General features: G+C 44.2%; 20 protein-coding genes, 1 tRNA gene and 2 pseudogenes. 12 read left to right on the forward strand and 11 right to left on the reverse strand.

The annotated features are described in order from the left end of the window. Window positions 1-17: 17 nt before the first annotated feature. A pseudogene (locus P4S59_RS15880) lies at window positions 18-137 on the reverse strand (OsmC family protein); the annotation flags it as partial. A gap of 203 nt (window positions 138-340) precedes the next feature. Here P4S59_RS15880 and msrB point away from each other — a divergent pair. Both msrB and P4S59_RS15890 read left to right on the forward strand, forming a co-directional pair. Beyond that, a pseudogene (gene msrB, locus P4S59_RS15885) lies at window positions 341-1482 on the forward strand (peptide-methionine (R)-S-oxide reductase MsrB). 51 nt (window positions 1483-1533) lie between these two features. After that, entirely contained in the window at window positions 1534-1680 is a 147-nt protein-coding gene (locus P4S59_RS15890; RefSeq protein WP_074189751.1) for a DUF2256 domain-containing protein, read from the forward strand. Window positions 1681-1751: 71 nt separating this feature from the next. Here the strand turns inward: P4S59_RS15890 and P4S59_RS15895 are convergent, their stop codons facing one another. Genes P4S59_RS15895 through P4S59_RS15905 form a run of 3 tightly spaced genes read right to left on the reverse strand, consistent with a single transcriptional unit; the run spans window position 1752 to window position 5341 of the window. After that, window positions 1752-2459, reverse strand: coding sequence for an SDR family oxidoreductase (locus P4S59_RS15895; RefSeq protein WP_337168660.1), 708 nt, complete (start codon window positions 2457-2459; stop codon window positions 1752-1754). Further along, window positions 2459-4003, reverse strand: a complete 1545-nt coding sequence (locus tag P4S59_RS15900) for a cryptochrome/photolyase family protein (protein ID WP_337168661.1) — start codon at window positions 4001-4003, stop codon at window positions 2459-2461. Before P4S59_RS15900 ends, P4S59_RS15895 begins: the two co-directional genes overlap by 1 nt. A 3-nt stretch (window positions 4004-4006) precedes the next feature. Further along, window positions 4007-5341, reverse strand: coding sequence for a DASH family cryptochrome (locus P4S59_RS15905; RefSeq protein WP_337168662.1), 1335 nt, complete (start codon window positions 5339-5341; stop codon window positions 4007-4009). Window positions 5342-5706: 365 nt separating this feature from the next. Here P4S59_RS15905 and gefA point away from each other — a divergent pair, with 365 nt between their 5' ends. After that, on the forward strand, window positions 5707-6720 hold the full coding sequence (gene gefA, locus P4S59_RS15910; protein WP_005393654.1) for a diguanylate cyclase GefA: 1014 nt from the start codon (window positions 5707-5709) through the stop codon (window positions 6718-6720). A 111-nt stretch (window positions 6721-6831) separates the two neighbouring features. Here gefA and P4S59_RS15915 read toward each other — a convergent pair whose 3' ends face one another. Next, complete coding sequence (locus P4S59_RS15915) at window positions 6832-7407, reverse strand: hypothetical protein (RefSeq protein WP_248379337.1); 576 nt, start codon at window positions 7405-7407, stop codon at window positions 6832-6834. Window positions 7408-7583: 176 nt separating this feature from the next. Here P4S59_RS15915 and P4S59_RS15920 point away from each other — a divergent pair, with 176 nt between their 5' ends. Further along, the gene (locus P4S59_RS15920; protein WP_104973366.1) at window positions 7584-9140 is read left to right on the forward strand and encodes a DUF3612 domain-containing protein; all 1557 of its coding nucleotides are present in this window, start codon (window positions 7584-7586) and stop codon (window positions 9138-9140) included. 388 nt (window positions 9141-9528) lie between these two features. On the opposite strand, the gene P4S59_RS15925 is transcribed toward P4S59_RS15920, so the two are convergent. Then, on the reverse strand, window positions 9529-10884 hold the full coding sequence (locus P4S59_RS15925; RefSeq protein WP_256956230.1) for a sensor domain-containing diguanylate cyclase: 1356 nt from the start codon (window positions 10882-10884) through the stop codon (window positions 9529-9531). A gap of 131 nt (window positions 10885-11015) precedes the next feature. Here P4S59_RS15925 and P4S59_RS15930 point away from each other — a divergent pair, with 131 nt between their 5' ends. Both P4S59_RS15930 and P4S59_RS15935 read left to right on the forward strand, forming a co-directional pair. Continuing rightward, a complete protein-coding gene (locus P4S59_RS15930; protein WP_048624683.1) occupies window positions 11016-11621 on the forward strand; it encodes an alpha-ketoglutarate-dependent dioxygenase AlkB family protein in 606 nt (201 codons plus the stop codon). Window positions 11622-11690: 69 nt separating this feature from the next. After that, window positions 11691-12779 (forward strand): DUF3541 domain-containing protein, encoded by a 1089-nt coding sequence (locus tag P4S59_RS15935; RefSeq protein ID WP_337168663.1) that lies wholly within the window; start codon window positions 11691-11693, stop codon window positions 12777-12779. A 54-nt stretch (window positions 12780-12833) separates the two neighbouring features. Here the strand turns inward: P4S59_RS15935 and P4S59_RS15940 are convergent, their stop codons facing one another. Next, window positions 12834-14042, reverse strand: coding sequence for a NupC/NupG family nucleoside CNT transporter (locus P4S59_RS15940; RefSeq protein WP_337168664.1), 1209 nt, complete (start codon window positions 14040-14042; stop codon window positions 12834-12836). Window positions 14043-14603: 561 nt separating this feature from the next. Between P4S59_RS15940 and P4S59_RS15945 the strand changes: the two genes are divergently transcribed. Beyond that, a tRNA-Leu gene (locus P4S59_RS15945) sits at window positions 14604-14687 on the forward strand. 32 nt (window positions 14688-14719) lie between these two features. Further along, complete coding sequence (locus tag P4S59_RS15950) at window positions 14720-15331, forward strand: DUF2913 family protein (protein ID WP_047102823.1); 612 nt, start codon at window positions 14720-14722, stop codon at window positions 15329-15331. A gap of 74 nt (window positions 15332-15405) precedes the next feature. Here the strand turns inward: P4S59_RS15950 and P4S59_RS15955 are convergent, their stop codons facing one another. Next, window positions 15406-16806, reverse strand: a complete 1401-nt coding sequence (locus P4S59_RS15955; RefSeq protein WP_048624681.1) for a tryptophanase — start codon at window positions 16804-16806, stop codon at window positions 15406-15408. Between the two features lie 300 nt (window positions 16807-17106). After that, window positions 17107-18351 (reverse strand): NADH:ubiquinone reductase (Na(+)-transporting) subunit B, encoded by a 1245-nt coding sequence (locus P4S59_RS15960; RefSeq protein ID WP_337168665.1) that lies wholly within the window; start codon window positions 18349-18351, stop codon window positions 17107-17109. Window positions 18352-18513: 162 nt separating this feature from the next. On the opposite strand from P4S59_RS15960, the gene P4S59_RS15965 reads away from it, so the two are divergent. The 4 genes from P4S59_RS15965 to P4S59_RS15975 all read left to right on the forward strand — a co-directional run bounded on the left by P4S59_RS15965 (window position 18514) and on the right by P4S59_RS15975 (window position 21493). Continuing rightward, the gene (locus P4S59_RS15965; RefSeq protein WP_337168666.1) at window positions 18514-19911 is read left to right on the forward strand and encodes a cytochrome ubiquinol oxidase subunit I; all 1398 of its coding nucleotides are present in this window, start codon (window positions 18514-18516) and stop codon (window positions 19909-19911) included. Window positions 19912-19921: 10 nt separating this feature from the next. Next, window positions 19922-20920 carry a cytochrome d ubiquinol oxidase subunit II gene (gene cydB, locus P4S59_RS15970; RefSeq protein ID WP_301583302.1) on the forward strand — a complete coding sequence of 333 codons (999 nt, stop codon included), beginning with the start codon at window positions 19922-19924 and terminating at the stop codon, window positions 20918-20920. Further along, window positions 20920-21018, forward strand: coding sequence for a DUF2474 family protein (locus tag P4S59_RS24430; protein WP_074189740.1), 99 nt, complete (start codon window positions 20920-20922; stop codon window positions 21016-21018). Before cydB ends, P4S59_RS24430 begins: the two co-directional genes overlap by 1 nt. Window positions 21019-21094: 76 nt before the next feature. Continuing rightward, on the forward strand, window positions 21095-21493 hold the full coding sequence (locus P4S59_RS15975; protein ID WP_337168667.1) for a cystatin: 399 nt from the start codon (window positions 21095-21097) through the stop codon (window positions 21491-21493). Window positions 21494-21533: 40 nt separating this feature from the next. Here the strand turns inward: P4S59_RS15975 and P4S59_RS15980 are convergent, their stop codons facing one another. Together P4S59_RS15980 and P4S59_RS15985 are read right to left on the reverse strand one after the other, a co-directional pair. Continuing rightward, entirely contained in the window at window positions 21534-22061 is a 528-nt protein-coding gene (locus P4S59_RS15980; protein ID WP_337168668.1) for a hypothetical protein, read from the reverse strand. Then, window positions 22006-22701 carry a glycoside hydrolase family 19 protein gene (locus P4S59_RS15985; protein WP_203342681.1) on the reverse strand — a complete coding sequence of 232 codons (696 nt, stop codon included), beginning with the start codon at window positions 22699-22701 and terminating at the stop codon, window positions 22006-22008. The genes P4S59_RS15980 and P4S59_RS15985 overlap by 56 nt, the downstream gene beginning before the upstream one ends. Between the last annotated feature and the right edge of the window lie 186 nt (window positions 22702-22887).

Here is a 22887-nt window from a genome sequence, read left to right on the forward strand (position 1 = left end):
TACTGTACAAATAGTTCAACCATCTCCATTGGGCTTGGTGCCGTTGCACCGCCATTGCCATCCATCACTACGGAGTGACCCGACTGAGATTGCCCAAGGAATTTAAAATCTTCTACCCATTTAACTTCTGCTTGCATGATTTACCTCATTTAGCATCGCTCGTTGAAGACATCGTTGCCCTATCAAGCGGTGTATTTCGTGTCGATACTTTAGCTTTCTCGCATAAAAGGGCAACGGAATTTTCAACATTGCTGTAATTTTTTCGCTCGGTTGCCTTTCTCTATACGTAACACTTTTTATTTCAGTCACACTTTCTACGGAAAACAACGTTGAGGTAGCTATGAAGAATATATCTAAGTTATTGGTCGGATTCTCTTTCGCACTTCCTGTCTTGTTTCTACTTTTGAGTAAAACAGGCACCGCCGATACGATGGATAAGATGAAGGCTTCAGAGAATGCAGAAATCGCCACACTAGCTGGCGGCTGTTTCTGGTGTACAGAATCGGATTTGGAACAGTTGACTGGCGTAGTCGATGTCGTATCAGGCTATTCTGGTGGTCATGTTGAAAACCCAACTTATCGCCAAGTTTCATCAGGTAAATCAGGTCACATAGAAGTGATCGAAGTTAAGTACGATCCAAAAGTGGTTAGTTACGAGCAAGTGTTGGACTACTTTTTTCGTCATATCGATCCTACTGACGATAAAGGCTCTTTTGTCGACCGTGGCCCACAGTATCGCCCTGCTATTTTCTATCATAACGCGGAACAAAAGCAGATCGCAGAACAGTTTATGATGGAAATCGACAAGGCGATGATCTATCCAAAACCGTTGAAAACAGAACTGATCGAGTTTGAGAAGTTTTATCCTGCAGAAGAGTATCACCAAGACTATTACAAAAAGAGCAGCTTAAAGTATAAGTATTATCGCTATGCGTCTGGTCGAGATAAATACTTGGATGAAGTATTTGGTGATGATCGTAAAGAGACCCCAAAAACGCTTCGTCAGTTGATCGAAGAAAAAAGTTGATATCAAAAGTGAAAGCGTACAGTAAGCCTGCTAAGTCCGAGATCAAATCAAACTTAACGGAGCTGCAATACTACGTAACGCAAGAAGAAGGCACCGAGCGTCCGTTCGACAACGAATATTGGGACAACAAAGAAGCGGGGATTTACGTTGATATAGTAACTGGTGAGCCGTTGTTTTCTTCTACCGATAAATACAAATCGGGGACGGGTTGGCCAAGTTTCACTAAGCCAATCAACCCAGGTTACATCGTTGAAAAAACCGATTACAAGCTGATTTATCCAAGAACGGAAGTTCGCAGTAAGTTTGGCGATTCTCACCTTGGTCATGTTTTTAAAGACGGTCCGAAGCCAACAGGATTACGCTACTGCATGAACTCTGCGGCAATGAAGTTTGTCCCTGTAAGTGAAATGAAAACGCAGGGGTATGAAGAGTATCTGTATCTCTTTGATAAATAGTTCGTATTCATTCAACTTCAAGGGCATACGATGGCGAATGGGGAGGACCAGATGAAAGGTTTTAAAACACAATTACCAACCAAAATCTGCTCTGTTTGCCATCGCCCATTTTCTTGGAGAAAGAAATGGGCAAGAAATTGGGACGAAGTCGTTTACTGTTCTGAGCGCTGCCGAAGAAACAAATCAGTCAAAAGTTAGAACCACAAAAACTTTATGTCGCACTGCTAGCCTTATTTTCCAAGGTAACGTGGCTCAGACCAAGCTGCGCTTCACCAAGGTAACAAGGCACCATCATAAGCCCAAAATGCCCCGCTATCCTGCGGGGTTGCTTTGTCAATCAATCCCCATAAGTCTCGCGCGACACGCTCTGGCCTAAACAGCTTTCCTTCAGGTACATTCGCTTGAAAAGGTGCCGACAAAGCCGTATCTGTTGTGCCTGGGTGAAGAGCGAGTACAGTCCCGTGTTTGACCATTCTCCGCCATTCAATCGACATGGTTTTGAGGAACATATTTAACGCGGCTTTCGATGCACGATAGCTGTACCAACCGCCTAAGTGATTATCACTAATACTGCCAACTTTGGCCGAAATGGTCGCAAACTTGGGGTTGGTACTGCGTTTTAACTTGGGCGTGAAGTATTTCGCCAACAGTAAACTCGGCAAAGTATTAACCATGATGGTTTGCTGAAAAAAGTCTGCGTCGAGCGAGCTAAGATTCTTCTCAGGACCTTTATCTTGGGTATGCAACATACCAACGCAGTTCACTAACCAATCAACATGTTCAATTTGCTCACTGAGTGCTTTCACCTGCTCGTCCTGCGATACATCCACTTGATGCCAAAATACATTTGGGTGTCGCCAATCTGGTTGGTGATTACGATAAGTGGCATGCACGCGAGCTTGGGGAAAGCGAACTAGCGCTTGTTGAACCATCGCCAATCCAATGCCGCCATTTCCACCAACGATCAGTATGTCCATTACAAGCTCTCCAAGTTTTCCATATAGTGCTCAGCAGTATCTAATATCGCTTGGCGTTGCTGCTCTTCCATATTGTCCCAAGATCGGAAAATCATCCCAACACGTGGATTCGTTGCTAAGCGTTTGTCGTGTTTGTTCATAAAGCGCCAATATAAGCTGTTGAACGGACAAGAGCCTTCTCCACTCCTAGCCTTATTGTCGTAGTGGCAACCCTTACAGTAGTCGCTCATTTTGTTGATGTAAGAGCCACTCGCCGCATACGGTTTGGTGCCAACAATCCCACCATCTGCAAACAGTGCCATACCGCGCGTATTGGGCATTTCTACCCATTCAATCGCATCAACATAGATACCGAGATACCATTCATCCACTTGATCTGGGTCGATCTCGGTTAATAAACAAAAGTTACCGGTTATCATCAAGCGCTGAATGTGGTGCGCGTAAGCGTAATCAAGAGACTGACCAATCGCGTTTCGCATACAGGCCATTTTGGTTTCGCCGTTCCAGAAGAAGTCTGGCAGCTTTCTACCCGCTTCCAGTTCATTCTTTTTCGGGTAATGAGGCATGTTCGCCCAATAAACGCCTCTGATGTACTCTCGCCATCCCAAGATCTGACGAATAAAACCTTCTACCTGAGAAATGTCTATGTCGGCATTGGCATGAAATGCCTTAAGTGAAGCGTCAATCACCTCTCTCGGATGCAGCAGCTTGCTGTTCAGCGAGAACGAAATCCGGCTGTGATACAAGCTCCATTTAGCCTCGTGCTGACCTGTCATGGCGTCTTGAAAACGACCAAACAGTGGCAAACAGACCTGACAAAAATGCGCGAGTAAAGACAAGCTTTGAGAGCGATTTACTGGCCAAAGTAAATCACCATTTAATTTACCTATGGTTTGAATGTTGTGCCGACCTAAGCGCTCGACAATATCACTGACGTCATGACTAAACATTAATGGCTTTGGCAGCTGTTCAATGTCTTTTGCTTTAAGTTTATTTCGGTTATTGGCGTCGTAGTTCCACTTTCCACCAATAGGCTTACCGTCTTGCATCAAAATGTTGAAACGCTTACGCATACGGCGATAAAAGTGCTCCATCATGATGTGTTTACCTTGGGGAAACTGCGATTCTATTTCCTCAAACGGTAACAAAAAATGTTCCGAATCGACGCGGCGCATCACGACCCCATCAAGCTTTAGTTTGGCTAACTGCTCTAGTAAACGGTATTCGTCGGGGCGTTGATATTCAAACTTACTTGCACCAACTTCACTCACGTAGTGTTGTAAGACTTGCGCAAGATCCTCGAAAGATTGTGTGTCATCCAACGTGAGGTGTAAAACTTGATGCCCTTCTTCCTGCAGCTCGTTAGCAAAATTCGCCATCGCAGAGAAAAAAGCACACACCTTTTGAATGTGATGCGTAACGTAAGTATTTTCTTGTTTCAACTCAGCGACAAGGTAAAGCACCGAGTCGTCTACACGTTGAAACCACGAATGCTCGCTATTAAGTTGGTCACCAAGAATGAGCCGAACCGTCTCGTAATGCATTGGTTATCTCCCGCTCTCTTTTTTTGGCGCAATCGGCCAATCCACCATATCGACACTATCAAGATGTACGCCTACGCATCTCCCCTGCCATTTGTCGATAAATGAAAAATCTGGATCATAAGTTTGTGTCTGCTTTTCTAGATTAAACTGACGTGAGCCACGTGGGTCAGCGCCAACACCAGCCAAATACTGCCAGTTGCCCCAATTAGAGCCGACATCGTAATCAATCAACTGAGTTTCAAAATAAGCAGCACCGTAGCGCCAGTCGAGTCCGAGTTCATGAACCAGACAGCTCGCGACCAGTTGGCGCCCTCGGTTAGACATATAACCCGTTTTATTAAGCTGATGCATACATGCGTTGACTATTGGAAAAGGTGTCTCGCCTTTCTTCCACTGTTTGAAGCGTTGCGCATAAAAACTGGTCAGTGGTGGCTGGTTGGCGATACCGCCAAATCGAAACAACTTCTGTTGATACTTTCTCGCGTACCAATAAAAGTATTCCCGCCACAACAACTCGAAATAGATCCAATAGGTTGAATCATTTGCTCCGTTCTTTTGCTCATATTGTTTGAGCATGGCATAAATGATTGTAGGCGAGACGCAACCATGAGCTAACCAAGGTGAAAATTTAGTTGAATACTCCACCCCATCAAGCCCATTGCGCGTCTGTTTATATTCGCTCGCTAAACTTGAAGCAAAATAGCGTCGACAATGTTCAAGACCGCTCAGTTCTCCGGCATCAAATGCTGGTTTGGTGTCAAAGTAATATGTCGTGGCGGTAGGAAAATTCGTACCTGAAGGTGCTGGCGGTAAAGCATGAACGCTCTCGTAAGGCTGAGAGAGGTCTAAACCTTCGACCTGCTTTCTAAATTTCGTGAAGGTCACAGGCAGTTGCCTTAATTCAAATGGTAACTGTTCTTCGCACAACAAAGTGCGGATCGCTTGCTGTTTTATGTTCACATGGGGAGTGCCTTTAATTGCACGCTCTAGTGCCTGTTGCTCGTCCGAACCCGCAAACGCATCAGCATAAATATGAGTGATACCGAAATGACTGATGGCATATTTGATCGCTTGATAGGGCGTCAATTCAACCGTCCATAATCGTTGCCCCAATTTAGCTAAAGATTGATTAAGTTCATTAAGCGATGCCTCGAGAAACTGCAATTTCGCACGCCCTAAAGAGGTCTCCTGCGCAAAGTGCTGCAAGTAAGGTGTCACCGAGGGGCGACAATACAAACAAATTAACTCATCCATTTCTGCATAAGCGTCTATCAACAGCGGGTTGTCATGCAAACGCAGGTCATTAGTGAACCAATACAGTCCTATTTTCTTATCCAAGTCGCACCCTCTTTTTGTAAACTCGTTTTTGTAAACTCGGAGTCCCGCGTTCTTGTTGCAAATAGCCCAAGCGCTAAGTCTTTTATTCCACTCGTTGTTGTACGGGCAATAGAGCTTTACGATCATTAGGTTACTGACAATCTCACTAAACCAATTGGCTGGTCATCTTAGAGCCCTTAACACCAAAACATCGTTCGCGCATGTTTCATACTAAGATTTTATAAAATTAAAATTTGGCGATATTGATAACGGTCTTAATCACTCATTTTTTATATAAACCATGCAAAAATGATAAAAATTAAAGCGATATTGGTTAATATCCGTTAATCTAAGTCCAATTCCATTTTGCTAGTACCATCGCAGAAATGACCGACGAGTTTAAAAAATCGACCGCTAATTTGAAAAAAGCGGTCCCACTAATGATCAAAAATCATGTTGCTGCCACGCCAGCCAACTATGCGCTTTGGTATACCTACGTTGACAAGACCATTCCTGAACTCAACTTTGAGTTGGATACGGTGTTAGAAAACTACGGTATCTGCCCGCCTGCAACCAATAAACAGCTTTACAACAACTATGTTGCCAGTAAAGCAGAAACTAGCCTTGAAGATCTTAGAACCAATGTAGAAGTTCTGCTGCATGAAGTGTCCAGCTCGATGAGCGATACACTTTCAGATACTTCTTCCTTTTCTGAAATGGTAGACAAAAGTTTTAATAAGCTAGAAAAAGTTGAAGACAACAGCTTAAGTATTGAAGAAGTGATGGTGGTGATTCGTCAACTTGTCGCAGAGTCACACGAAATTCGTCACTCGACAAAGTTTTTGAATAGCCAATTAACTAATGCGAGTGAAGAAATTTCTCGCCTCAAAAATCAGCTGGCTGAAGTACAGCAAGACGCATTATTTGATGGTCTATCCAACCTTTACAACCGTCGAGCTTTTGATAAAGATCTGTCTTCGCTTATCGCATCAAATCAAGCAATGACCTTGATCATGCTTGATATCGACCATTTCAAGTCATTTAACGACAATTACGGCCACCTTTTCGGCGATACGGTACTAAAAGCCATTGCCCGTCGACTACAACAAAGCTGTCGAGATGGAATATGCGCGTATCGTTTTGGTGGTGAAGAGTTCGCTTTAATTGTGCCCAATAAGTCTCTGCGAATTGCTCGCCAATATGCAGACACACTACGCCGCATGATAGAAAAACTGCGCATCAGAGATAAGCGTTCTGGTACACAAGTTCACAGCATTACCGCTTCTTTTGGGGTAGCAGAATATGAGGTGGGTGATACGCCTGAAGCTCTGGTCAATAAAGCCGATAAGCAACTTTATGAGGCAAAACAACTCGGTCGTAACCGCGTGATGCCCATTTAAATCAACTTGTTATGTAAGCTTGATTAATAGGACCGAATTTTTCGAAATAGAATAAAAACCCCGCACTATTGAGTGCGGGGTTTTTATTCTATTTATCTGGCGCTTCACATCTTAATCGACACTGTAGCAGTAGCTTAGAATATAGTCGTCACCGTTTTTCGCAGTGTATTCTTTATCTTCGCTGCATGCCATCGGCTTACCTTTTTTGTCGCCTTTGATTAGGCTGATCCAGTGGCGCATCGCCGTCGGCGCATTACCCGTTAGTTCAGGATTAAACGTAGTGCGGGTTTCCAGTTGAATGTCATCAATATCCATCAACTCCACACAACCGGTGCCTTTATGACAGCCAAATAGCACTTCTACGTGGTTACCTGAATCGTCTTTAAACAAGATCGATTTTGGATCTTCTTTCTCACCCGTATACGCCACAAAGTGTTTTGGGCTTTTCAGGCCGCTGTGTGTGCCGTCTTTGAAGTAAGCCAATACATGGCGGTAATCAATTACGTAACTTGATACATCTTGGTGCGACCCGTTCTCCAATGGGAACATGCGGTCTAGTAGTTGCTTCGCTTTTACTTGCTTCTCGCTCTGCTGCTCAGCACTTACCGCTTCGACGGCAAATACAGCTTCAGCGATAAATGGGCGTTGTTGTTGCATCTCTTTTTTATCGAAGTTCAGCATATTCATCGTCATATCCTCGCACTTAAAAAAACTCGTCCTAGAGTAAAAACTTAATTCCTTCGTTTAAGTTTCAGGCAATTCTGTGAAGTTGATGGTTAATTTCCTTGCCTGCTTATTATGTAGACTAGCGAAATATTGACTACAATTTCACAACAAAAATTTTACAATGTGAATTTTACAAAATGTCTGTGTCAAAAAGCCTTATTCGTCAGTCCCATTTTCTAGGTACGAAAATTCGCAACCTAAGGAAAAACAACCATTTAACTATGGAGGATTTATCTGCACGCTGTGTAAGGATCAATCCTGAGTACGCACCGTCGGTATCTTACCTTTCGATGATAGAGCGCGGAAAACGCGTTCCGAGTATTGATATGCTCGAAGTAATCGCGGAAGTTTTTCAAAAAGATCCTGCCTGGTTTTTAGATGATGAACCGGAACTAGAAGCCATTACACCCAACAAAGGGAATCGTGGCGGTATCAACGGTATGGCATTGGAGCCGAGCTTTTTGTTCTCCAATGATATTCTCCAAATCGCGATTCCAGAGATGTTGTCTCAAACGGGTATTACTGGACGTCAATTCGCCCACTTATTGATCCGTGCGCACCAAGAAAACCATCAAAACCATTTTCCTGATTTAGAACGCGCAGCCGAAGAGGTCGGCTTGAAACGCCTGAATCTATCGGTAGAAGATCTGATAGATATTGCGAAAAGCATGGGGTTGGATATTCGCTGGGTAGACCGAGCACCACAGGATGTGATTGATGAACTGGGCGTCAGCGCCAAACAGTTGATTACGTCTTTCATGGAGCCACCTGGCACCATTTATCTCAATAAACGAATGCGAGACTATCCAACCCGATTGAAATATGACTTGGCGGTATACATCGGCCATCGCGTGCTCCATAGCAGTGATGCAATGAATAACGTTTTATCTATTGGGCATCAAAACAACTGGGAGCAAATGGACAGCCCAGTTTCCAACTCTGAGCTCAACTCGCAAGATATCCTACAAGCTTGGCGCGATTTTGAGTCCAGCTTTTTTGCTGGTGCCCTGCTTTGCCCCAAAGTACCATTTCGTCAGTTGCTTGACCGTTCCGGTTACGAAATTGATGTTCACAAAAAGGCCGGCGTTTCTCCTTCCGTTGCGATGCGTCGTATGACCGTGGTTTCTCCGTACCCTCATTGGCACTACTTTGATGCCTATGGTCCGGGCAAGTTGAAAGCGGTATATCGTGGAAATGGCATCCCGCTTCCTTGGGGCAATATGCGCAAAGTGAACGATCCCTGCCAACACTGGGCTGTATTTAGACGTCTAGCCCAACCTTTGGATACCAGTTCAGCGCAAATTTCGATTTTGAATGTGGGCGACGAGCCACGTATTTACTGTTGTGAATCAGTCAACGTATTTGACCCTGCGGGGAACAACCGAGTGTTGTGCGCGGGGATAGATTTAAACCCTGCGATTTCTGCACAAGGTGGTGATGCAGTTTCTATTGCGGAAGAGCTGAAGTCACTTTGTGTCGCTTCCGGCGGAAGTAGTGTCATTCCTCCCCACATCAAAAAAGACTTAACAACCATTGCTAAGATATTAAACATCAATTGGATAGAACGAGGTATTCAAACCCAAGCTAGGCTAATCTGCTCAAGAGGGGCCGTTTGTCCAAGGCAGCCTAGTTGTTACAGTAAGTGCGGAGAAGCCGATGAGACAGGTGACAACGTGAATATTATTGGTCTCTAGAAAGAAAAAACGCCAATCACAATAATCGTGATTGGCGGTATATACTTGTGAACAATGTGTATTCACTAACAACGTCAGTTGGCTAGGTGACCCTCGGCTTAATAAGGGTCACTCTAGATAAAGCACGATGCGTGCCAACTTTAAAAAGGCCGTTTTTTAATAGATCCAGATGCATATCGTTGCTTTATTGACCATAAATTTCGCAAACTGCATTTGCAAAATGCAACAACATGCAAATATGCCACTTCATGCACTGCTAATAATGACTCTCTCAGCAAAGAGTCTATTAACATGTAAAGTCATATATTCTTATACCCAAATGATGGTGAGATTTCGGATTCTTAACCTTACCACTGCTCCAAAGTCCTGATTGAAACTGGGCTCAGGTTCATCCGCCATGTTTTTGTTGATACATTCTCTCATCGGCTATTTTCATCATTTGCTCTGGAGATGACATGTCCGGATCAAATATCGCGTACCCAATGCTGGTTCTCAGGTAGATGAGCGCTTCATCGTAAATCACGGGCGTCGAACATAAAGCTAACCTGAGCTTTTGTAGCAGAGACTGAACATTTTCTTCCGTCCCAGGGTTATGAACGACAACTAAAAACTCATCCCCTCCCATTCGGGCCACAATATCTGATTTACGCAGAGAGCTTTTCACTCTTTCAGCCGTAGCGACTAAGACCTTGTCGCCTGCGTCATGACCATAGGTATCGTTAATATGTTTAAACCTATCCAGATCTATATTGATTAAGGCGAAGCTGTAACGCTTTTTGTAACGTTTCGCTATTTCAAACTGCTGCTTGTAAAACTTCATAAAATAGCGACGGTTTGGTAAGTGCGTCAGTTCATCATGCAGTGCTCTATCATCCGCAATGGTGTACAAGCGATAAATCGCAATAAGCGCGAGGCTCAGTGCAAAAACAATGGGATAACCGATGAGCCTTGCTAAATAAAGCTGATGCCAAGGAATTTGACGGTCGAGTTTGTCTCCGGAGAAAACCACCATACTCCATCCACCATAAGGAAAATGAACCATTTCTTTCGCGTATGGCTTTTTGGTTTCACTCAGTGCGCCAAAGAAAACGTCACCAAAAGCACCGCCACTGTCGTAACCACGAATCATCAAAGGGTAGCGATAAGAGAAATCGATCACGCCAGTTTCTCGCATCAGAGCATCAAAATTAATCACCGCACTGATCACACCCCAATAATCCTGGTTCAACGGTGGATCAAGAAAAACCGGAACCCGCACGATCAAGCCTTTGCCGCCTTGAATCAAGTTGACAGGCCCTGCTATAAATATTTCTTGTATATCCTTAGCTTTTTGCACCTGTACCCACTGCTGTGGCACCGTTCGGTAATCGAGGCCGATTAAACGCTCATTACCTTGGCGTGGAAATATATGACTGATAACATCATTCTTCGCAATGCCAATGATCGTAATATGTTTGCTTTTGCTCAGGATGCGGTGAGCCGCAATGTTCAATTCGTCTTCTTGGTTTTTAGGCAGTAAAGTAATGAGTGTCGCCAAGGTACTGGCTTTATAGATATCCGCCATAAGTACCGCTTCCAAATTGGAACGGAGGGTGGAAAGTTGTTCTTTGGCCTCAACTTGAACTCGCTCTTGGTGAAGCTCTTGCTGATTTCGATGCAACAGCTCAATAACCCCAACGCATAAAGCGAAAAAACTGAGGAAGAACAATGCAAAATAGCATCGCTTTCTGGGTAAATAACGCATTTTCTCCCCACAACTCGTATATCGTTACGAGATTTTTATTTATTGTTAAAATTCTTATTATCACAAGAATAACCAATCCCAATCGGAAAGGTAACAGTGATTAAAATTTTTTATGTTTTAGGTATGAGATGATGCATCAACAAGGCGATTTATTTGGCGGTACTCAGTGGCAAGAAGTAGAAAGGGGTAAACTCTATTACGATCCTTACTTTCTTAGCCATCTAGAAGCGGATCACTACTTTGACCAACTTCTGGAAACACTGCCATGGCATCAAGAGCGCATTACCATGTTCGGCAAGTCAGTACTTCAACCTCGTTTACAAGCGTGGCACGGTGATGCAGCATATACTTACTCAGGCTTAACCATGCAGCCTCACCCTTGGACTCCTGAATTAACTCAGCTCAAAGTGCGCTGTGAGTCGATTGCGGATGTAGCCTTCAACTCTGTACTTGCCAACCTATACCGACACGGCCAAGATTCGATGGGCTGGCACCAAGACAATGAACCAGAGCTAGGTAGAAATCCGGTTATCGCCTCTTTGAATTTAGGTGAAACACGTCGATTTTTGCTCAGAAATTTACATTGTAAAACTGAGATTGAATATGAGCTTTCTCACGGCTCCTTACTGGTTATGGCTGGCGAGCTCCAACATCACTGGAAACACTGTGTACCAAAAACCGCGAAAACCAAAGGTGAACGTATCAATCTGACTTTTCGACAGATTTTTAACTATTGACTCAGCTTTTACATTCTTAATTAATATTGATGGTAGGTTTAGATTCAGGACTTCATAGGGAATGGATTTATGCGCATCAAACCTCTTAGCTTAGCGGTCTTACTCTCTTGCTCACTTACCTTTGCTGTTCAGGCATCACAGGAAGAGATACCGCTCCTAGATAATGCTCAATCAGCACAGTTGATTCGTAATACCTACGAGCAGGAACTGTTCACTTTACCTGCGTTTAAAGAGGGGCACTTTGGCTTACGCATGTACCGCCAGACATTAGATGAGAAATATCACGCTGCCGTTTGGACCGACATGGCACAAATAGCTAGCCGATTAAACCGATTTGCTAATGAAGTCGTTGAACCTGAAGATATTATTCTTTATTCATCACAAAGATTGACCGCGTATCAAGAGAAAGAAAGTGAGCGAGGGCAACGACGCTATACCGTCACTAAACACCATCCTGAATATCTTTATCTTGGCGTGGATTTGCTTGGCGCAATGGCAAGAGCAAACGAATATGGTCTGAAACATAAGCAAGACAAAACGCTGAGAAAGATCCTGAGGCGCTACGATTTCTCGCGTTACGTTACGGACAAAGAAATGATAGAGGCGTGGGCAGCTCAGCTCGCAAACCAAGTCTACTGGCTTCGCCAGCTTGGTGAGCAAGATGTGGTCGAGGAATTTACTCAAACCTTTCGCAATACCTACCCCGACGATAAAGATAAGATGCTGTCAGCTCAGCAGTATTGGAATAAACTCTATGGTATGACGCACATCATCTTTGCCGACTCACAGTACTATCAAGAACGAGTAAGCGAAAAGAAACACCAATGGATTTATGATTACTTTCGCAACAACATCGACACTATTCTACTGCGCGCCAAAGAAGATGTGATTGCAGAAGTCGGCATTTCGTTTTTATTAGCAGGCTTGGATCACGATCCGGTCGTCGAGAAAACCCGCCAAGCCATTCGTCACGCAATCAACGCTGAAAAAGGGATGATTCCATCGGTCGATGGGAGTTTTGATCTCAAGTACGGCGAGCACCGTAATGTCCTAGCCATCATGCTGCTCGATTGGAAAGGGGTACATAAAGCGCCAACTTATCAAGAGCACCCTGACGCTTTTAAATCAATACCCTACGGCTTAATACCTAAGCCTTAGAAATAATAAAACCCGCCATTTAGGCGGGTTTTTAGTGTGCATCTTCAATCTAAATTAGAGCGAGATGAAAATGCCCGCTAAACACGCACTCATCAGGTTAGCGAGTGTGCCAGCAGCAACCGCTTTTAGGCCTAAACTTGCTACATCTTTGCGGCGCTCAGGTGCCATCACGCCGATAGAACCCAGCTGAATCGCAATTGAGCCAATGTTTGCAAAGCCACACAACGCAAAAGTGATGATGACTTGAGTATGCTCAGACAGCGTCGCTTTGTGCTGTACAAAATCGATAAACGCGACAAATTCGTTCATCACAACTTTCTGACCAATGTATGAACCCGCAGCAAGGATTTCGTGGCTTGGCACACCAATCAACCACGCTAGAGGTGCAAACAAGTAACCAAAAATCGCTTGTAGCGTCACACCAGAGAAACCAAGTATGTCACCTAAGTTTTCTAGTCCCGTGTTCACCATCGCGATAACACTAACAAAAGCGATAAGCATGGTACCAACAGCAACGGCCACTTTCATACCGCCCATAGCACCGTTTGCTAGCGCATCAATAACGTTGCTTTCTTCTGATTTATCTAGCTCAATATCGTTGTAATCGCTTGGCGTTTGGCGTTCAGGAACAATGATTTTTGCCATCATCAAACTACCTGGAGCTGCCATAAAGCTTGCCGCAATCAAGTATTTTAGGTCAACACCTAAACCGGCATAACCACCAAGCACACTGCCCGCCACTGAAGCCATACCACCAGCCATCACAGCAAACAGTTCAGAGCGAGTCATGTTCGAAAGAAATGGACGAATAAGAAGTGGGGACTCGCCTTGAGATAAGAAAATGTTACCTGTTGCAACCAGAGACTCTGCTTTGCTGGTGCCCAAGAACTTCTGGATAGCACCGCCAATAAATTGAATCACTTTTTGCATAATGCCCAAGTAGTAAAGGGCGGAGATAAGAGCACTGAAGAAGATGATGATAGGAAGGACACGAATAGCGAAGATAAAGCCAGAAGAAGCGAGGTCACCAAAGAGGAATTTAATCCCCTCATCAGCAAAGCTGAGTAGCCCCGCGACACCATTACTTAAACTCGCCAGCGCCGCCTGACCTAACGGGAAATAAAGCACTAAGGCAGCAAATCCCATTTGTAGCATCAAGGCGCGAGATACGGTTTTCCAATTAATGGAAGAACGGCCCTCAGAAAGTAGGAAAGCACAACCTAGCAGTGCAACAATACCAAATAGACTAAATAGAACACTCATGAGCTGGACCTACTGAACGTTGAAAAAGAAAAAAGAGCCAAAGGAATTGGCAGAAGAAAGGGACAACGCAGCGAGTGATAACTCGCCTTCAGATCCAGAATGTAGACAGAACGAATAGTTCGACATCTTATTTTTACCTTATACAAGCAATTGAACGTAGCTGGTCCGGTCCGTGGGGTCATTCACTGCTGGCGAGCGTATTGCTTGGCCTGCTCCATGTGACGGCTTGTATGGGTAAGGGTCCTGAACAACTAAACCCTAATTCCCGCTTAAACGGGACGCAAGTATAGCCAACAAAAAGAGATATTCATCACATTTATTTACGCAAACGTTCAAGCGTTCAAAATTTAGGCAAAAACGTTCTTTTGTCGTCATACTGTTAATAAAAGTAAGGGCATAAGGACAGACTTTGATGGTAAAAAACGCAAAAGTGACCAATAAATACGCAATCAAACTCGAAAGAGCCAAAATTCGTCATTTTGCTCTCGCCAACAGGTGGATTTTGGTTATACAATTCGCGTTGCTTCTTTCGAGGCCTCTGAGTATTCAGAGCATCATGATGCCGAGATGGTGAAATTGGTAGACACGCTAGCATGAGGTGCTAGTGCCTTTGGTGTGAGGGTTCGAGTCCCTCTCTCGGCACCATTATCCTTCTTCCCTAATTTTGTTCGAGTGTAATGCAAAGTTCTAAGCAGGCAAGACAGTCTACAGATGCTAACCAACTTCTGAGTGAGCTTGCGGTTCACGCTTTATTACACCTGCACTTTAAAATTCACGCGTCCTCACATGGTCTCTCCCTTAAAGAGCGTAACGACTTACTGCAGAAATGGCTGAAGCCAAAACTGAAGAGTAATCGCTATAAGCTGATTAAAAAGCCGTTAAAGTCTTTGACTCAACAGGCAAAAGGCGAGAACGGAAATCTGGAAGCGTTACTCGAACGTTGCGTGGGTGCAGATAAACCACGTAACCCTCAACCTGATCTAGATAGCTACTTGCTGTTGATTAACGAAATTGAGAAGAAGTTGGGGACTACCGTATTATTATCTCGACCGGAAGACGTCGACTTATCTCACGACCAACACGGCTGTTTGCTATGTGTGCTTTCTGAGAACTTAAATCAGCATTTCGATGATAATAACGCCCTAATCGCTCCTATTTCGATGCTGTTCCGTGGACCAATGAGCCAACGTTCACTTTTCCTTGGCAGCATTTACGCCAGTGGTACATTCAATTATGAAGTGCAGTACCAGGACGATCAGTTCGTTCGCATTACATTAGAGTTGGCGTAACTGTAACGCTAAGAAACAAATCGAAAAAGGCCGCGAAACTCGCGGCCTTTTGCTTTTCTATATTCAAACCTTAATTAATCGATTTCTTTAAACCGAGCAGTAAAGTGGCGCAGCACTGGTGGTTCATACTCAAAAGTGAGCCCTTTTAACTCATGTGCACGATTTTTCAGCTCGATAATCGCATCCGCAATGTAATCCATATGGTCGTTGGTATAGACGCGGCGTGGAATGGTCAAACGCATTAATTCTAACTCTGACGCTTTTTGTTTACCCGTATCAGGGTCACGACCAAGCAGTAGTGATCCTATCTCTACTGCTCGAATACCCGCCTCCAAGTACAAGGCATTACACAATACCTGCGCAGGGAACTGATCCGTTGGAATATGTGGCAAAATCTTAGCGGCATCCACAAACACTGCGTGACCACCCGTTGGGTATTGAATTGGAATACCGCCTTCACGTAAGCGCTCACCTAAGTATTGAACTTGGCTAATTCGGTAGTGAAGAAAATCTTCATCTGCCGCTTCATACAAACCGCGAGCGAGCGCTTCCATATCACGCCCAGCCATACCACCGTATGTCACAAATCCTTCCATGGGTACACAACGTGTCTGCACTGCTTGGAACAACTCTTTATGATCACGAATACAACACATACCACCAATGTTTACCATCGGGTCTTTCTTAGCCGACATCGTCAACATATCGCCGTATTGATACATCTCGCGAATGATTTCCAGAATCGATTTATCTTCGTACCCCTCTTCACGCTGCTTAATAAAGTAGGCGTTCTCACAGTAACGAGCCGAGTCAATCACCACCGGAATATCGTACTTGGTTGCGATTTCGTACACGCTGCGCATGTTTTCCATCGACACAGGCTGGCCACCGGAACTATTACAAGTAATCGTGGTGATAATCGCACAAATGTTATGTGAACCGTGCGCTTCAATTGTTGCCACCAGCTTATCGATATCAAAGTTGCCCTTCCAATCATAAGGCGTAGTGGTGTCGAATGCTTCTTCCGTTACCACGTTAATTGCTTTACCGCCATTGAGCTCGATGTGACCCGCGGTGGTATCAAAATGGTAGTTCGATATAAATACTGGCGTTTCACCACCACGCACTTGACGCATACGCTCAATCAAAGCTGGGAACAAAATTTGCTCGGCACCACGCCCTTGGTGCGCAGGCACGGTGAGCTTGTAACCAAAGAAGTGCTCTACTGCATCACACAGGTTGTAGTAATTTCGGCTACCCGCATAGGATTCATCCCCCATCATGATGCCAGCCCACTGATTATCACTCATGGCACCAGTGCCAGAGTCAGTCAGCAAATCGATATAAACATCATCACTACGAAGAAGAAATGGGTTATAACCCGCTTCTTTTAACGCGACTTCACGGTCTGCCAAAGTGGTCATTTTGATTGGCTCAACCATTTTGATACGGAAAGGTTCTGGAATACGTTTCATTGTTAATTTCCTTATACGCATTGCCCTACGCGCTATCACGTAAGACTAAAAAAAACAAATAGATAAAATGCTTTTCAATGCGGTTGCATTGAGGAAATCAACGAGAAGAGATTTTACTAAGAAGAGACAAGCAGTAGTCTAGGTTGTACCAGAACGACAGCACCAAACGGCTATCGAGAATATCCTTTATTCTCATCGTCTTCGTCCTCCTGATAAAAATAAAAAGCCAGAAACCCCATGTTTCTAACCTTTTCAATATAGTGCAGTTTTCAATCAACTTTCAGTGAAGTCACCCTCATTTTAAGAAGGTCTCGCCCTTTTCATTCTGCGTTTGATATTACTTTCTTTGACTAAATAATCGAAAAGTGGCGCGAATAAGTTAGCAAATAGAATCGCTAACATGATGCCTTCTGGATAAGCTGGGTTCAGTACTCGGATAAAAATCGTCATCACACCGATTAATAGTCCGTATGCCCATTTACCGCCATTGGTAAAAGCCGCCGAGACAGGATCTGTCGCCATAAAGAAGGTACCAAACGCAACCCCACCAATCACGAAGTGCCAGTAGAACGGCATGGAGAACATTGGGTTAGAGTCCGAACCGATCGCATTCAATAGTAATGAAGCCGCCACTAAACCGACCAACACGCCCGCAACGATTCGCCACGACGCTATCTTCATAAAGATAAGAATAAAGCCTGTTAGTGCAATCAACAGCGTGGAGACTTCACCCATCGAGCCTGGCAAGTTACCAACAAAAGCATCTCCCCATGAAATTGGCTGCCCCGTCATATTATTTATCAAGGCACTTTGCCCACCTTCATACCATTGGCTAAGTGGAGTAGCGCCAGAGTAACCATCAGCCGCGGCCCACACGGCACCACCGGACATGTTGGCAGGATAAGCAAAGTATAAGAACGCGCGCCCTGCCAGAGCTGGGTTTAGGAAGTTTCGCCCTGTACCACCGAAAATCTCCTTCGCCACAACAATACCGAAAGTGATACCCAAAGCCGCTTGCCACAGTGGAATTGTCGGAGGAAGGATCAACGCAAAGAGTATAGAGCTGACAAAAAAACCTTCATTTACCTCGTGCTTTCGCACAATAGCAAACAGAACTTCCCAGAAACCACCAACGATAAACACCGTCGCATAAACGGGTAGAAAATAAGTAGCACCAAGCCACATTTTACTTGCCCACCCCGCTTGTGAAACCGCATCTAACGAGCCCCATACCCAACTCAGTTGCCACGAAGAAACCAGCGCTTGCTGAGCTGAGGCTTGATCCATTCCATACAACAAAGCATCGCTGGACTGCTGACCTATGTTGTACATACCCCAGAACATGGCAGGGAAGACCGCCAGCCACACCATGATCATAATACGTTTTAAATCGATGCTATCTCGAACGTGAGTCATGCCCTGGTTAACCTTACCAGGCGTGTAAAAAATGGTTTCGACAGCTTCGAACAATGGATAGAACTTGTGATACTTCCCACCAGGGCCAAACTTAGGTGTCGCTTTCTCAAAGTAGTGTTTAAGGCTCATAACAACTCCTCCTTTATCTAAAAGATGGTACGCACTGCCGTAAAAAGCGATCGTTTTTTAATCTCTTAGCCTTCCTTCTTCGTATTCCATTTTGTTCGTCGCTCTTCCCTCATCTCTTCCAATTCGGCGAACTGTTAATTCGAAACTAAAAAGGGAATGCCCATGGACACACTCGCCATCGATTTAGCCAGATTCCAATTTGCCTTTACTGTCTCTTTCCACATCATTTTTCCAGCGTTTACGATTGGTTTGGCAAGTTACCTCGCCGTGTTAGAAGGCTTGTACTTAAAAACGGGCAACAAACAGTACATGCAGATCTATAAATACTGGCTCAAAATCTTTGCCATCAGTTTTGGTATGGGTGTGGTAAGTGGCATCGTGTTGAGCTATCAATTCGGGACCAACTGGAGCGTGTTTGCCGACAAAACAGGCCCAATCCTAGGCCCGCTAATGGGTTATGAAGTTTTTACTGCGTTTTTCCTCGAAGCGGGATTTTTAGGCGTGATGCTTTTCGGTATGGATAAGGTGGGTAAGAAGCTTCACTTCGCCGCAACTTGTATTGTTGCATTCGGGACGTTTTTGTCTGCGTTTTGGATACTTTCGGTTAATAGTTGGATGCAAACACCAGCGGGCTACAGTATCAACGAAGCCGGACAGTTTATCCCAGAAGACTGGTGGGCGATTGTCTTCAACCCTTCCTTCCCTTACCGGCTCGTTCATATGTTGCTCGCCGCTTACCTTACTACTGCTTTTGTTGTAGCCGGCGTTGCCGCTTATCACTTGCTAAAATCAAACCATAACCCTCTAGCCAGAATTATGTTCTCGATGGCAATGTGGATGGCTGCCATCGTGACACCAATTCAAATCGTTGCTGGAGACATGCATGGATTAAACACCCTTGAACATCAACCCGCCAAAGTCGCCGCGATGGAAGGGCACTATGAGTCTCACCAAGGCGCGCCATTGATCCTCTTCGGTATCCCTAACGATGAAGAAAAACGTATGGAATACGCACTGGAAATCCCCAAACTCGGTAGTTTGATTTTAACTCATGACCTCAACGGTGAAGTGAAGGGATTAGATGCTTTTCCAGAGGAGGAACACCCTCCTGTCTCTATCGTTTTCTGGTCTTTCCGAGTAATGGTCGCGCTTGGTTTTGGCATGATTGTTATTGGTTTGTGGAGCCTATGGCTTAGAAAACGTCGCAAACTTTTTGATTCAAGGGCACTTCAACGTATTTGTGTCCTGTTTGCCCCAGCGGGGTTCATTGCAGTTTTAGCAGGCTGGATAACCACCGAAGTCGGTCGCCAGCCTTACACCGTATACGGTCTTTTAACCACAGCCAATTCGGCATCGCCTATTGATGCCGCCGCGGTGAGCGTCTCCCTGACGGCGTTCATCGTGGTTTACTTTGTGGTTTTTGGAGCTGGCTTCTTCTATCTCCTACGTTTGATGCGCAAGTCTCCAACTCGATATGAAGAAGGCTTAGACAGCCGACTTCCTGATGGCCCTGATGGCACGAAAACCGATGCCATCACACATTCTAACCATCTAACCTAGGAGCTAACTCATGGATTACGCATTAATTTGGTACGCTTTGATTGGGCTCGCCGTTCTGATTTATGTCGTGTTAGATGGCTTTGATCTCGGTATTGGTATCCTATTCCTCAGCGCTAATGACGATGAAGAGCGCGACATGATGATGAACAGCATCGCTCCTGTTTGGGATGGGAATGAAACTTGGCTAGTTCTTGGCGGTGGTGGGCTTTTTGCCGTGTTCCCCCTCGCCTACGCGGTCATTATGCCAGCACTCTATGCTCCCCTGATTTTAATGCTGCTCGGGTTAATTCTGCGCGGGGTTTCTTTTGAGTATCGCTTCCGAACACAACGCGGAAAGTTTTTATGGGATAGCGCTTTTTTCATTGGTTCACTCACCGCGGCATTGATGCAAGGCATTATGCTTGGAACCCTGCTCCAAGGTATAGAGGTTAGTGAACGAGCATACGCAGGTGGATGGTTTGATTGGCTTTCGCCGTTTAGCATATTTTGTGGCTTGGCGCTTGTTTGTGCTTATATTCTGCTCGGTTCATGCTGGTTATTAATCAAGCTTCCAGAAGAGCTGATGGGGCGCTATTACGTGGTCGCGCGACGATGGGGACTAGCGATGGTAGCCTGTATATTCATCGCCAGTTTGTGGCTGCCATTGAGCCAAAATATCGTATTTGAACGTTGGTTCTCATTACCAAACTCGCTGCTGTTTTTCATTTTACCAATCATTGCAGCGGCACTCATTTGGCAGCTATTCAAAGCCTTACTCGACCACAAAGCTGTTCGTGCCTATGTACTTGCCATCGGCCTGTTTCTTGTTTCCGCGATGGGTTTCGGTGTCAGTACATTTCCTTACTTGGTTCCCTTCGCACTCACTTATCAAGACGTCGCCGCGCCAGATAAAAGTTTGGCATTTTTACTTGCCGGTGCGGTGGTATTACTTCCTCTGATCATAGCCTACACGGCTTATTCGTATTGGGTTTTCCGCGGTAAGATGAAACGTGGAGAGGGATATCACTAATGAAACTAAAACCCATTTTGTGGTTCATTGGTATTTGGCTGGCAAGCGTGGTCGCCTTGTTTATCATCAGTTCGTTGATACGAGCTGCGATATTGTAGGCCAAGAGTCTACTGCACCACATCTGAAGTCATTGAGGTCTATACTCAAGCAAGAGTAAAACAACGGAGTGTTTTTATGACCTTAAAGCAGATTCTGGCAACTTTGATTCCTTTGACAGGTCTACTGTTTTCACCAAATACATTGTCCGTAGACAAGCAGATGTCATCCGCCATGAAAAGTAAAATGCGGTCTATTTGCTCCACAACAGACAAACAGGGCCATTGGCAAATTGCTCAAGTTACTCCTGACGCTAGACGCTCACTCAACATGGTGCTTTATCAAATGAATGCCGATGATGAATTGAAAGCGATTCATGAAGTGAGAACGAAAATGGTCGGCGGAACCCATTATGCATTTGAGTTCGAGTTGCAAGATGGCCAAGTCTGGAATGCGATTGTTTTACACAGCGCTCGTGGCGATTACATGATCGAAAGACACGCCAAGAAAGGTGAACTTTGCTCCAAAGAGCAATAAACACTACAGCTCTACAGTCAAAACAGTAAAGGCGACTGAGTCAGTCGCCTTTACTGTGGGTATGTTTAGGTATCGCTTCAAAAGCTTGGGAAAAGTAATAGCTTTTAACCTGAGGTCTAATCAAATCACAAGCTAACCCAAGGTCATCATGCTTTGTGAAAGGTAAATGTTCTGATACTAATTCCTGGGAATCTTTGTCCACGGTCTGGAAAGATTCAACAATTCTAAGTGGCCAGTAAGCTTTATTCTCAGTAACAAGAAAAAAGTAATATTGGAGCTGCTCTCCATGAGTCACGGCATTGTTAATTTCACTTCTAATTTTAACCACTTCGATTTTGCTACCAACACAAGCGAAGTCATATGCATCAGTAATTTCCGCTTCCTTCGCGCCCGGAGTATATACCATATAATCCGATTCAAACTTATTATCAGTCAGCAAATAACCATCGTCGACACTAGTTAACTGAAAGGAAAATGCAGGGTAATGTACTATCAAACAAGCTCCAAAAGCCCTACTTAAAAATTTCTTTAAAAATACCTTTTTTATACAGTTCGGTAAATATCTCATGTCTTTGTCCATATGAATCTGTATTTTTATTAATAACCTTAGTAATACTATCAGTTACCGTTCTAGATGCTCCCTTATCGGCTTTTAAATATAGTTTATTCTTCAGCCAAAAAATCATAGCAGTCCTGATGGCATATTTAGGTTGAGCAACTAACTGGGGCGAAGAAGAGAAACTCGTATTTTCGTTCCAAATATTTGCGTGTATGCTTTCTGTCGCTAAATAGTTTCCTTTCCCTGTTAACTGTATCATTCCTCTACCGCGATATTTCCATCCATCTCCGGTACTTGCATCACCATTGCCTATTTTCATGGCATAGGCATTATTTGCTATCGCTTCTTGGTTTGCTTTTTGATTGATGGCATTTTTTCTCCCGTGCTTTTCAGCTAACTCCGGCCTATTCCGATAGACTCTGAAAGTGCTTTTCAATCCTTGAACTGAATAATTCAGGTTTTCCTCCATTCTCATTCCAGGACCAACCTCTTTTGCTAATTGAGCGACAAAGTGTGACAGTCTCAGTTCACTGTCTAACTTACATTCAGAGATCTTCATAGAAAGTTCTTTGCTTATAATCACTAAATAGTCTTCTGAAACTTTAGTTTCATTCTTCCATACTTTTCTAAGGTGCTGTTTTGTAATCATAGTCCCTCCATCTGATGAAGATTAAAACTGAAAGAACAAAAAAATCACCTATAAAATTTGAAGTTGACATTGTATTACGACACTTTAAAACCATTTCTTACATACTAATTACATTATTGTGCGGCAAATGACATACCAGTCAATATTCTAGAAAAGCATTCTTTTCGCTCATATATTTTAATATGG

This window comes from Vibrio sp. M60_M70 (genome assembly GCF_037162085.1).
GTDB lineage: Bacteria > Pseudomonadota > Gammaproteobacteria > Enterobacterales > Vibrionaceae > Vibrio > Vibrio diabolicus.

Coding starts and splice junctions, on each gene's coding strand:
- P4S59_RS15985 (WP_203342681.1), bottom strand. CDS start 22,701: ATGATTACAAAACAGCACCTTAGAAAAGTATGGAAGAATGAAACTAAA.
- P4S59_RS15955 (WP_048624681.1), bottom strand. CDS start 16,806: ATGAAACGTATTCCAGAACCTTTCCGTATCAAAATGGTTGAGCCAATC.
- P4S59_RS15895 (WP_337168660.1), bottom strand. CDS start 2,459: ATGGACATACTGATCGTTGGTGGAAATGGCGGCATTGGATTGGCGATG.
- cydB (WP_301583302.1), top strand. CDS start 19,922: ATGGATTACGCATTAATTTGGTACGCTTTGATTGGGCTCGCCGTTCTG.
- P4S59_RS15925 (WP_256956230.1), bottom strand. CDS start 10,884: ATGCGTTATTTACCCAGAAAGCGATGCTATTTTGCATTGTTCTTCCTC.
- P4S59_RS15965 (WP_337168666.1), top strand. CDS start 18,514: ATGGACACACTCGCCATCGATTTAGCCAGATTCCAATTTGCCTTTACT.
- P4S59_RS15940 (WP_337168664.1), bottom strand. CDS start 14,042: ATGAGTGTTCTATTTAGTCTATTTGGTATTGTTGCACTGCTAGGTTGT.
- P4S59_RS15890 (WP_074189751.1), top strand. CDS start 1,534: ATGAAAGGTTTTAAAACACAATTACCAACCAAAATCTGCTCTGTTTGC.
- P4S59_RS15935 (WP_337168663.1), top strand. CDS start 11,691: ATGCGCATCAAACCTCTTAGCTTAGCGGTCTTACTCTCTTGCTCACTT.
- P4S59_RS15930 (WP_048624683.1), top strand. CDS start 11,016: ATGCATCAACAAGGCGATTTATTTGGCGGTACTCAGTGGCAAGAAGTA.
- P4S59_RS15950 (WP_047102823.1), top strand. CDS start 14,720: ATGCAAAGTTCTAAGCAGGCAAGACAGTCTACAGATGCTAACCAACTT.
- P4S59_RS15920 (WP_104973366.1), top strand. CDS start 7,584: ATGTCTGTGTCAAAAAGCCTTATTCGTCAGTCCCATTTTCTAGGTACG.
- P4S59_RS24430 (WP_074189740.1), top strand. CDS start 20,920: ATGAAACTAAAACCCATTTTGTGGTTCATTGGTATTTGGCTGGCAAGC.
- P4S59_RS15980 (WP_337168668.1), bottom strand. CDS start 22,061: ATGAGATATTTACCGAACTGTATAAAAAAGGTATTTTTAAAGAAATTT.
- gefA (WP_005393654.1), top strand. CDS start 5,707: ATGACCGACGAGTTTAAAAAATCGACCGCTAATTTGAAAAAAGCGGTC.
- P4S59_RS15960 (WP_337168665.1), bottom strand. CDS start 18,351: ATGAGCCTTAAACACTACTTTGAGAAAGCGACACCTAAGTTTGGCCCT.
- P4S59_RS15900 (WP_337168661.1), bottom strand. CDS start 4,003: ATGCATTACGAGACGGTTCGGCTCATTCTTGGTGACCAACTTAATAGC.
- P4S59_RS15975 (WP_337168667.1), top strand. CDS start 21,095: ATGACCTTAAAGCAGATTCTGGCAACTTTGATTCCTTTGACAGGTCTA.
- P4S59_RS15915 (WP_248379337.1), bottom strand. CDS start 7,407: ATGAATATGCTGAACTTCGATAAAAAAGAGATGCAACAACAACGCCCA.